Source organism: uncultured Friedmanniella sp., from assembly GCF_964244005.1.
Taxonomy (GTDB): Bacteria; Actinomycetota; Actinomycetes; order Propionibacteriales; family Propionibacteriaceae; genus Microlunatus.
The window spans coordinates 42955-53379 of record NZ_CAXTHG010000003.1; the positions used below are offsets into that span (position 1 = coordinate 42955).

General features: G+C 70.9%; 11 protein-coding genes. 8 read left to right on the forward strand and 3 right to left on the reverse strand.

Going from position 1 to position 10425, the window contains the following annotated elements; all coding sequences use genetic code 11:
* Positions 1–46 precede the first annotated feature (46 nt).
* Positions 47–457, forward strand: coding sequence for a Fur family transcriptional regulator (locus ACFE76_RS02635; RefSeq protein ID WP_375430184.1), 411 nt, complete (start codon positions 47–49; stop codon positions 455–457).
* Positions 458–576: 119 nt separating this feature from the next.
* Positions 577–1674 carry an ABC transporter ATP-binding protein gene (locus ACFE76_RS02640; RefSeq protein WP_375430185.1) on the forward strand — a complete coding sequence of 366 codons (1098 nt, stop codon included), beginning with the start codon at positions 577–579 and terminating at the stop codon, positions 1672–1674.
* Positions 1675–1812: 138 nt separating this feature from the next.
* Here the strand turns inward: ACFE76_RS02640 and ACFE76_RS02645 are convergent, their stop codons facing one another.
* The gene (locus tag ACFE76_RS02645) at positions 1813–2682 is read right to left on the reverse strand and encodes an NUDIX domain-containing protein (RefSeq protein WP_375430186.1); all 870 of its coding nucleotides are present in this window, start codon (positions 2680–2682) and stop codon (positions 1813–1815) included.
* 66 nt (positions 2683–2748) lie between these two features.
* On the opposite strand from ACFE76_RS02645, the gene ACFE76_RS02650 reads away from it, so the two are divergent.
* Positions 2749–3285: a GNAT family N-acetyltransferase gene (locus ACFE76_RS02650; protein ID WP_375430187.1), complete on the forward strand. Its 537-nt coding sequence runs from the start codon at positions 2749–2751 to the stop codon at positions 3283–3285.
* On the opposite strand, the gene ACFE76_RS02655 is transcribed toward ACFE76_RS02650, so the two are convergent.
* A complete protein-coding gene (locus ACFE76_RS02655) occupies positions 3236–4141 on the reverse strand; it encodes a 3-methyladenine DNA glycosylase (RefSeq protein WP_375430188.1) in 906 nt (301 codons plus the stop codon). The genes ACFE76_RS02650 and ACFE76_RS02655 overlap by 50 nt on opposite strands.
* Before the next feature lie 122 nt (positions 4142–4263).
* Between ACFE76_RS02655 and ACFE76_RS02660 the strand changes: the two genes are divergently transcribed.
* Genes ACFE76_RS02660 through rlmB form a run of 4 tightly spaced genes read left to right on the forward strand, consistent with a single transcriptional unit; the run spans position 4264 to position 8542 of the window.
* The gene (locus ACFE76_RS02660; protein WP_375430189.1) at positions 4264–5640 is read left to right on the forward strand and encodes a DUF4032 domain-containing protein; all 1377 of its coding nucleotides are present in this window, start codon (positions 4264–4266) and stop codon (positions 5638–5640) included.
* Positions 5641–5681: 41 nt separating this feature from the next.
* Positions 5682–6113 carry a MarR family winged helix-turn-helix transcriptional regulator gene (locus tag ACFE76_RS02665; RefSeq protein ID WP_375430190.1) on the forward strand — a complete coding sequence of 144 codons (432 nt, stop codon included), beginning with the start codon at positions 5682–5684 and terminating at the stop codon, positions 6111–6113.
* 49 nt (positions 6114–6162) lie between these two features.
* Positions 6163–7578, forward strand: coding sequence for a cysteine--tRNA ligase (gene cysS, locus ACFE76_RS02670; RefSeq protein ID WP_375430191.1), 1416 nt, complete (start codon positions 6163–6165; stop codon positions 7576–7578).
* Between the two features lie 4 nt (positions 7579–7582).
* Positions 7583–8542: a 23S rRNA (guanosine(2251)-2'-O)-methyltransferase RlmB gene (gene rlmB, locus ACFE76_RS02675; RefSeq protein ID WP_375430192.1), complete on the forward strand. Its 960-nt coding sequence runs from the start codon at positions 7583–7585 to the stop codon at positions 8540–8542.
* Positions 8543–8565: 23 nt separating this feature from the next.
* Here the strand turns inward: rlmB and ACFE76_RS02680 are convergent, their stop codons facing one another.
* Positions 8566–8826, reverse strand: coding sequence for a hypothetical protein (locus tag ACFE76_RS02680; RefSeq protein WP_375430193.1), 261 nt, complete (start codon positions 8824–8826; stop codon positions 8566–8568).
* Positions 8827–8914: 88 nt separating this feature from the next.
* Between ACFE76_RS02680 and ACFE76_RS02685 the strand changes: the two genes are divergently transcribed.
* Positions 8915–10381, forward strand: coding sequence for a glycine hydroxymethyltransferase (locus tag ACFE76_RS02685; RefSeq protein WP_375430194.1), 1467 nt, complete (start codon positions 8915–8917; stop codon positions 10379–10381).
* The last annotated feature ends 44 nt before the right edge of the window (positions 10382–10425 follow it).

Here is a 10425-nt window from a genome sequence, read left to right on the forward strand (position 1 = left end):
ACTCTGGCCAGATGATCAGGCCTGTGCGAGCCCTGGCCGGTGCTCGATGGTGACCGTTCCGCAGCGGAAGACGCGTCAACGCGCTGCGGTCGGAGCCATCCTCGAACGGACCGACCAGTTCCGGACCGCCGCCCAGATCCACGACGACCTGAAGCACTCCGGTGAGAACATCGGCCTGACCACGGTCTACCGCACGTTGCAGATGATGGCGGGCAGCGACGAGCTCGACTCGATCCGGACCGACGAGGGCGAGACCGCCTACCGTCGGTGTTCGGTCGGCCACCACCACCACCTCGTCTGTCGCTCCTGCGGTCGTACCGTCGAGGTCGAGGGGCCGGCGATCGAGAGCTGGACCTCCCAGGTGGCCCACGAGAACGGCTTCACCGACGTGCAGCACCACCTCGAGATCTTCGGTACTTGCCGCGACTGCGCCGCCGTCGGGCCGCCGACCGTCTAGAACTCGGGTCCCTGACGGGAGGGTCGTGTTGGCTGGGTTGCTGTGACGTGCAACACTGCGGAGGTTATTTCCACTACGGATCGTCGGGCACGTACCTGCCCGTGGAAAGGAAGTGTGGCGTGGCCACAGTCTCGTTCGATGAAGCAACCCGGGTCTATCCCGGAGCGGACCACCCGTCCGTCGACAAGCTCAACCTCCAGATCGGTGACGGCGAGTTCATGGTGCTCGTCGGCCCGTCCGGGTGCGGCAAGTCCACCTCGCTGCGGATGCTCGCAGGCCTGGAGGAGGTGAACGCCGGCGCCATCCACATCGGTGACCGGGACGTCACCGACCTGCCGCCGAAGGACCGGGACATCGCGATGGTGTTCCAGAACTACGCGCTGTACCCCCACATGACCGTGGGCGACAACATGGGCTTCGCGCTGAAGATGGCCGGTGTCTCCAAGACCGAGCGTCAGCAGCGGGTCTCCGAGGCCGCCAAGCTGCTCGGCCTCGAGGACTTCCTCAACCGCAAGCCGAAGGCCCTCTCCGGTGGCCAGCGGCAGCGCGTCGCCATGGGCCGCGCGATCGTCCGTTCCCCCCAGGTCTTCCTGATGGACGAGCCGCTGTCCAACCTGGACGCCAAGCTGCGGGTCTCGACCCGTACCCAGATCGCCGCGCTCCAGACCCGGCTCGGCGTCACCACCGTCTACGTGACCCACGACCAGGTCGAGGCCATGACGATGGGTGACCGCGTGGCGGTCATGAAGGACGGCCTCCTGCAGCAGGTCGACAGCCCGCTGAAGCTCTACGACACCCCGAAGAACCTCTTCGTGGCGGGCTTCATCGGCTCCCCGGCCATGAACCTGATCGAGGGCACCGTCGTCGACGGCGGCATCAAGGTCGGCGACTACACCGTTCCCGTTCCGCGGGAGTGGCTGGCCAAGGCGGCCGGCGAGGACAAGCTGACCCTCGGCATCCGTCCGGAGAACCTGTCGCTGTCCGAGACCGGCGAGGGCATCGGCATCGACGTCGCCGTGCTCGAGGAGCTCGGCGCTGACGCGTTCCTCTACGGCACCCTGTCGGGGCTGAACGAGGACGCTCGTCTCACCGCGCAGCAGATCGTCGCCCGCATCTCGTCCCGGCGTCCGCCGGCTCGGGGTTCGAGCGTCCGGCTGACGGCTGACGCCGAGCACTTCCACGTGTTCTCGACCAAGAGCGGTGACCGTCTCTCCTGAGACCCAACCGGTCGCGGTCGTACGCGGCTGAAACCACCAGCAGGCCCCCGGCACTCGTTTGCCGTGGGCCTGTTGTGTTCGTCCGCGCCCTTTCCGGTGAGCACCGTTGCGTCAACCACGACCGAGACCCGCCGGCGGTCAGGCAGGGCGGCTGAGCAGGTCGAGCAGCGTCCGCGGGCCGAGGACCTGCGCACCGAGGTCCTCGACCCGGGCCCGCAGCTCGCGGTCGGCCGTGACCACCCGTACGGGTCGGTCGACGGTCCGGCGCCGGCTCACCTCCTCGACGATCGCGTCGTCACCCGACCCTGTCGCCGACACCACCTCGACGCCGTCGACCGACTCGGTCCCGTGTGCCTGTCCCTCCACCACCAGGACGACCGCCGGGAACGACCGCACCCCGTCCGGGGCCACCGTCGCCAGGTCGCGTGCGGGCAGGCCCTCGGGGACGGCCGCGAGCTGGTCACGCAGCCGGCGGGCCGCACCGGCGCGGTCCCGCCACCAGCCGTCCGGCCGGCTGCCCATCACGTTCGCGGCGTCGACGACCAGCACGGGCGCCGGACCGACGTCGCGCAACAGCGGCCAGGTGGTGGCGAAGCCAGGGTGCAACGCGAGGCCGTCGACCTCGGGCAACGGCACCCAGCGCACGGCGTCGCTCTCCCAGTTGCGGGGTGCGAGCGGCATGGTCGACGAGGCCGACGCGACGATGGTCGTGTACGCCCAGCCGCCGTGGTCGTCGACGTAGCTGGCCTCGACCCGCACCTGGTCGAGGTCGACGGTCGCCTCCTCCCCCGCCTCGCGGAGGGCCGCCTCGACCGCGGTCTCGTCCTCGTGCCGGGCACCGCCCAGGATCCCCCAGGTGCCGCCGTGGTGACTGCGGTCGGCGCGCAGCTGCAGGCCCACCGCCCGGTCCTGGGTGGGCGGGGTGCGCAGCAACAGACCCGCCGCCCCGAACAGACCCCAGTGCCGATGGCCGAGGGCACAGGTCGTCCACCCGTCGCCACTGTTCACCGGCCGATCGTATGCGGGCGGCGGACTACTACCCTGGGCGCGCCCCTGGAGCGGACGAGGAGATCGATGCCCGAGCAGTACGACGTCCGACCCGCGACCCCGGACGACGCCGAGGACTACGTGGACTGCCACGTCGACTGCCTGGCCGAGACCTACGTCGAGATCATGCCGCCGGCCTTCGCCGAGCTGCACCGCCGCGAGGCCGCCGCCCTGGTCGACCGCACCCGGCAGGCCTGGCAGGCCGGCACAGACCAGACGTCGTCCTGGCTGGCCCGCGACGCCACCGGCGAGGTGGTCGGCGTCGTCCGCTCCGGCTGGGGCCAGCAGTCCTGGGAGCGCGAGCTCGGCGCCCCGACGTCGTCCGCACCGTTCCAGCTGCACCACCTCTACACCCGTCAGCGCACCCACGGCACCGGGCTCGGCCGGCAGCTGCTGGAGATCGCCGTCGGCGCCGAGCACACGTACCTCTGGATCCTGCACGGCAACGCACGCGCCGACCGCTTCTACCGCCGACAGGGTTTCGGGCCCGACGGCGGCGAGATGACCTGCGGCGCTAGCTGGTTCCACCGGACGATGTACCGACTGGTAAGGCCGGCTCCGTGAGCGCGTCGAGCTCACCGAGCCCGGCGAGCAGCCGTGCCCGCAGCGGCGCGGCCCGGACGGCGAACGACCGCTGAGCAGCGGCGTAGGCCGCGCGACCCTCGGCGGTCTCGATCCGCACCGGCTCGTAGCCCAGAGCCGACAAGTCGTACGGGCTCGCCCGCATGTCCAGCTCGCGGATCTCGCGAGCGAGGGCAAAGGTGTCGGCGACCAGCTCGGAGGGCACCAGCGGGCTCAGCTTGTACGCGTACTTGTAGAGGTCCATGTTGGTGTGCAGGCAGCCGGGCTGCTCCAGCGCCGGCTGGTCGGCCCGCGTCGGCTGAACGACGTTCAACGGTCGGGCCGCCGGGGTGAAGAAGCGGAAGGCGTCGAAGTGGCCACAGCGCAGCCCACGTTCCTCGACCACGGCCGCCGTCCCGTCGGCTCCGAGGCGGAGCGGCCAGTCGGGGTGCCGCAGCTCCGCGACCGGCGCCCGGTAGGCCATCGCCCACTCGTGCAGCCCGAAGCAGCCGAAGTAACCGGGCCGGGCGGCCGTCGCGCTCAGCAGCTCACGGACCCAGGTCAGCGTCGAGGCCCGGGACGCCCGCACCGCCTCGGCGTCGAGGGTGACCCCGTCGGCGACCTCGACGTAGTCACGGCGCTCGAGGAACGCGCGGGCGGCCCGCCCGCCCAGCACCACGCCCGCACCGGGGTGCCAGCGGCGCAGCTGCGCGGGCCGAAAGCTGTAGTACTCGAAGAGGAAGTCCTCCACCGGGTGGGCGACGCTGCGGCGGCGTCGGTCGACGATCCCGACGAGCCAGCCGTCGACCCGCTCCTCGTGGGCGACCTGCCGCGCCCGCCACTCCTGCTCCGGCACCACGCCGGGAACTGTACGAGTGCCAGCCCTGGAAATCGACCCCGAGACGCTCATCTGTGGCTCGGACAGGGCAATTGGGGTCGTCTCGGGGTCGTAAATCAGGGAGCGGCTGCGACAATGACGCCATGCCCAGGTTCCTGTCGGCGCGCCCGGACACCCGCCTGATCACGTTGCCGTGGGAGACCCCGCTGGCGGAGTGGCCAGAAGAGCTGCTGGTCGCGCTGCCGCGCGGTATCTCCCGGCACGTGGTGCGCTTCGTCCGGGTCGGCTCCGACGTGTACGCGGCCAAGGAGGTGCTCGAGCACCTGGCCAAGCACGAGTACCGGCTGCTGCGTGACCTGACCCGGCTCGACACCCCCTCGGTCGAGGCGGTGGGCGTCGTCACCACCCGGCTCGACCCCGAGGGTGAGCCGCTCGACCCCATCCTGATCACCAAGCACCTGCAGTTCTCGCTGCCCTACCGCTCGCTGTTCAGCCGTGGCGTCCGGCAGGACACGGTCAACCGGCTGGTCGACGCCATGGTCGTGCTGCTGGCCCGGCTGCACCTGATCGGCTTCCTGTGGGGCGACGTGTCGCTCTCCAACACCCTGTTCCGCCGCGACGCCGGCTCGTTCGCCGCCTACCTGGTGGACGCCGAGACCGGCGAGCTGCACGACCAGCTGACCAACGGGCAGCGCGAGCACGACCTGGAGATCGCCCGGGTGAACCTGTTCGGTGAGTTCTGCGACCTCGAGGCCGGCGGCCTGCTCGACGACGCGCTGGACCCGCTGACCCTGGTCGAGACCATCGAGAACCGCTATCGCGAGCTGTGGGCCGAGCTGACCGAGGTCGAGGAGTTCGACGGCAGCCAGATGCACCGGATCGAGAGCCGGGTCCGGCGGCTGAACGCTCTCGGCTTCGACGTGGCCGAGCTGGACATCACCACCGACTTCGCCGGCTCGACGATCCGGATCCAGCCCAAGGTCGTCGACGCCGGCCACCACTCGCGCCGGCTGCTCCGGCTCACCGGGCTCGACACCGAGGAGAACCAGGCGCGCCGGCTGCTCAACGACCTCGACTACTACCGGGCCCGGACCGACCAGCAGGGGGCCGATGAGTCGATCGTGGCCCACCAGTGGCTGACCGACCGGTTCGAGCCGGTCGTCACCTCGGTCCCGGGGGAGATGCGTAAGAAGCTCGAGCCCGCCCAGCTCTACCACGAGGTGCTCGAGCACCGCTGGTTCATGAGCGAGAAGGCCGGCCGCGAGGTGTCCATCGAGGACGCCTCGACGAGCTACATGTCCACCGTGCTGCAGGACCTGCCGGACGAGCAGATCTCCATGTCGCTGGACTCGATGGGGCCGCTGCAGAACCCGTACGACCCCTCGCAGGGATACGTCGACGACGAGGCCGAACGCCCGTACGACCCCTGGGAGGACGACGAGCCCGTGGCCGAGGACCCGGCGCCCGCGAGCATCTACCTCGACATCGGCGCGCTGCGCGCCAAGGCCGCCAAGCCCTGAGCCGACCGGGCAGCAGATCAAGATCGCCCTACGCTTGGCCCATGGACGAAGAAGATCTGCACGCCCTGGGTGAGGCCCTGATCACCACCTCGGCCCGGATCGTGCGGTGGGCTCCTCTGAGCACTCCGGTCCCGTTGAGCCTGGCCGCCGGGCGGCTGCTCGCTCGCCTGAACGACACGGGGCCAACCCGGATCAGCGAGCTCGCCCTGGCCGAACGCTGTTCCCAGCCGACCATCACCAACCACGTGAAGCGGCTGGAGACCGCCGGCTTCGTCGAGCGCCGTTCCGATCCTCGGGACGCCCGTGCCTGGATGATCGGCCTGACGCCGCGCGGGCTCGAGGAGCTGATCTCGCTGCGGGACTCGGTGAGCAGCGGCGTCGAGCCGTACCTCTCCCAGCTGTCCCGGCGCGACCTCAAGGCCCTGCGCGAGGGCGTCGAGGCGATGCGGCGGCTGATGGCGCTGGAGGGCTGACCCGGCCCGAGCGGCTCAGACGGGTGCCCGAGCCCGATAAACTCCCCGGGTGACTCTCCGGCTCTACGACACCGCGACGCACCGCGTCCGCGACTTCGTGCCCGTCGTGCCCGGCCAGGTGTCCATCTACCACTGCGGGCTCACCGTGCAGTCGGCGCCGCACGTCGGCCACATCCGCAAGGAGGTCGTCTTCGACGTCTTGCGTCGCTGGCTGCGGTACCGCGGCTACGCCGTCACGGTGGTCGCGAACGTCACCGACATCGACGACAAGATCCTGGCCAAGGCCGCCGAGAACGGCGAGCCCTGGTTTGCCCTGGCCTACCGCTTCGAGCGCGAGCTGCACGCCGCGTACGCGGCGCTCGGCTGCGAGCCGCCGACGTACGAGCCGCGGGCCACCGGGCACGTGCCGGAGATGATCGAGCTGGTCAAGACCCTAGTGGAACGCGGCCACGCCTACCCGGCGGCGGACGGGTCCGGCGACGTCTACTTCGACGTCCGGTCCTGGCCCGCGTACGGGTCGCTGTCGCACCAGCGGGTCGAGGACATGGAGGTCCAAGACGACGCGGACCCGCGCGGCAAGCGCGACCCGCACGACTTCGCCCTGTGGAAGGGCCGCAAGCCCGGCGACCCCGACACGGCCTCGTGGTGGACGCCGTGGGGCTGGGGCCGGCCGGGGTGGCATCTCGAGTGCTCGGCGATGGCCGGAAAGTACCTCGGCGACGAGTTCGACATCCACGGCGGCGGCATCGACCTACGCTTTCCGCACCACGAGAACGAGCTTGCCCAGTCCACGGCGGCCGGGCAGCGCTTCGCGCGTTACTGGATGCACAACGCCTGGGTGACCGCGGCCGGGGAAAAGATGAGCAAGTCCCTCGGCAACGGAGCGCTGGTCTCCGAAGTCACGAAGATCTATCCGCCGCGGGCCGTCCGCTTCTACTTGGCGCAGCCGCACTACCGGTCCAAGATCGAGTACTCCGACGTGTCGCTGACCGAGGCGACCGCGGCGCTCGCCCGGATCGACGGCTTTGTCGAGCGGGCCGCCGAGCTGGTCACCGCAGGGCCGCTGGAGCTGCCGGAGGCGTTCACCGCTGCGATGGACGACGACCTCTCGACCCCGACCGCCGTGGCCGTGCTCTACGACGAGGTGCGCGAGGGCAACAGCGCCTACGACGCCCAGGACCGGACGGCGCTGACCGTACGCCTGGGCCGGGTGCAGGCGATGCTCGGCGTGCTCGGACTGGCCGCCGACGACCCGGCCTGGCAGCGAGGCAACACCTCGACCGAGGACTACCGCCCAGTCGTCGACGGGCTGATGGCGGCGCTGCTCGCCCAGCGCGACGAAGCCCGGTCCCGCAAGGACTACGCCGCCTCCGACGCCATCCGGGACGCCGTCAAGAGCCTCGGCATCACCCTGGAAGACACCCCCCGCGGCGCTCGTTGGTCGCTGACGAGACAAGGAACCTGAGACGATGGTCGGCAACAGCCAACGCAAGGGCGCCATCCGCCGCAAGGGCAAGGGCAACACCGCCGGCTCGGGCGGCCGCGTCCGTCGCGGCCTGGAGGGTCGCGGCCCGACACCCAAGGCCGAGGACCGGCCCTATCACAAGTCCTACCGCTCGGCGGCCAGCGCCGAGAGCCGACCGTTGTCCGCCGGGCGTACCGGTGCGCCGCGGACCGGACGACCGGGCAGCGGACCTGAGTGGGTGGCGGGCCGCAACCCCGTGCTCGAGGCGATCCAGGCAGGCATCCCGATCAAGACCGCGTACGTCTCCGAGGGTGCTGAGCGTGACGACCGGCTGCGCGACATCCTCAAGCTCGCCGCCGACACCCGGACGCCGCTGCTGGAGGTGACGCGGGACCAGCTGGACAAGATGACCGGCGGCGCGATCCACCAGGGCGTGGCGCTGCAGCTGCCCGAGTTCACCTACGCCCACCCCGACGACCTGCTCGCCGCCGCGATCGAGGCCGACGGCGAACCGCTGGTCGTGGCGCTGGACTCGATCACCGACCCCCGCAACCTCGGTGCTGTGGTGCGCTCCGCGGCGGCGTTCGGTGCGAACGGCGTGCTGATCCCGGAACGTCGATCGGCCGGGATGACCGCCGCCGCCTGGAAGACCTCCGCCGGCGCCGCCGCTCGGCTGCCGATCGCCCGGGCCACCAACCTGAACCGGTCGCTGCGGGCGTTCAAGGCCGCCGGCTTCACCCTGGTGGGGCTCGACGGCGAAGCCGACGTCGACATCGCCGACCTGCCGCAGGCGTCGGGACCGCTCGTGCTCGTGGTCGGCAGCGAGGGCGACGGGCTCTCCCGGCTGGTCCGTGAGGCGTGCGACGTGATGGCCTCGATCCCGATCGCCAAGAGCGTCGAGTCGCTGAACGCCGGCGTGGCCACCGGGATCGCGCTGTACGAGATCTCTCGCCACCGCGGCTGACCAGCCGGCCGGCTGAGGTGCGCTCAGTCGAAGTTGAAGAAGGAATGAGCTCCGTAGAAGTGCAGCACGTAGCGGCACCGGCGGCAGACCATCAAGGTCATCGTGTGCGAGCTGAAACCCCAGCGTGAGTCCTGGCGGGACTCTTCCTGCTGGAAGTCCTCGCAGGCACACAGCGGGCAGCGCAGCGAGGGCCGACCGGCCGTCGGTGGCGCCGGCTCTCTAGCCGGACCCGGCGGGTAGGAGCCTCCCGGTTCGGCGGGGTACGGCTCAAAGTGATCGGACATCGGCACCTCCGCGATCAGGGTAGAGCCCGCCAGGGTCGGGCCGGCCGAGGGTCGCGAGTGCCGCCTGTACGGACGGTAGATTGTGCCCGTGACCCTCACTACCGAGAACCCGGCCGCCCTCGCCTACGCCGCCACGGCGTCGCAGGCCTACCGGTCCGCGCTCAGCGTGATCGAGTCCGTCGAGCCGCGGATCGCCGACGCCACGCGGCAGGAGCTGGCCGACCAGCGCAGCTCGCTCAAGCTGATCGCGTCGGAGAACTACGCCTCGCCGGCCGTGCTGTTGACCATGGGCACCTGGCTCAGCGACAAGTACGCCGAAGGCACCATCGGGCACCGCTTCTACGCCGCCTGCCAGAACATCGACACCGTCGAGGCCATCGCCGCCGAGCACGCCCGGGAGCTGTTCGGTGCGGAGTACGCCTACGTCCAGCCGCACTCCGGCATCGACGCCAACCTCGTCGCCTTCTGGGCGATCCTGGCCCACCGGGTCGAGCTGCCCGAGCTGGCCGAGCTCGGGGTCAAGGGGATCAACGACCTGACCGAGGAGCAGTGGGAGACGCTGCGGCACAAGTTCGGCCACCAGCGAGCGCTCGGGATGTCGCTGGACGCCGGCGGCCACCTGACGCACGGCTTCCGGCCGAACATCTCGGGCAAGATGTTCCACCAGCGCTCCTACGGCACCGACCCCGCGACCCAGCTGCTCGACTACGACCTGCTGCGCGCCACGGCGAAGGAGTTCAAGCCGCTGGTGCTGATCGCCGGCTACTCCGCCTACCCGCGGCGGGTCAACTTCGCGCGGATGCGTGAGATCGCTGACGAGGTCGGCGCGACCCTGCTGGTCGACATGGCGCACTTCGCCGGCCTGGTGGCCGGCAAGGTGTTCACCGGCGAGGAAGACCCGGTCCCCTACGCCGACCTGGTCACCACGACCACCCACAAGTCCCTGCGCGGTCCGCGCGGCGGTCTCGTGCTCGCCACCCAGGAGTACGCCGACTCCGTCGACCGCGGCTGCCCGATGGTGCTGGGCGGGCCGATGGGGCACGTGATGGCGGCCAAGGCGGTCGCGCTCGCCGAGGCCCGGACGCCTGAGTTCCAGACCTACGCCCAAGCCGTCGCCGACAACGCGAAGGCCCTCGCCGACGGCTTCCTCCGCCGCGGCGCCCGGCTCGTCACCGGCGGCACCGACAACCACCTCGTGCTGCTGGACGTCTCCGCGTTCGGGTTGACCGGTCGGCAGGCCGAGTCGGCGCTGCTCGACGCCGGGATCGTCACCAACCGCAACGCCGTGCCGAGTGACCCGAACGGCGCCTGGTACACCTCGGGCGTCCGGCTGGGCACACCCGCCCTGACCACCCGTGGCTTCGGCGCCGACGAGTTCGACCGGGTCGCCGAGCTCGCGGTGAGCGTGCTGAAGCAGACCACACCGGTCACGGCCTCGAACGGACAGCCGGGCAAGGCCAAGTACGCGCTGGCCGACGGCGTCGCTGATGACACCCGCGCGGCCTGCGCCGAGCTGCTGGCTGACTTCCCGCTGTACCCCGGGCTGCAGCTCTGAGCGGGCACGACCCGCGAGATCCCTCGACTCGGCAGGCGCCCAGG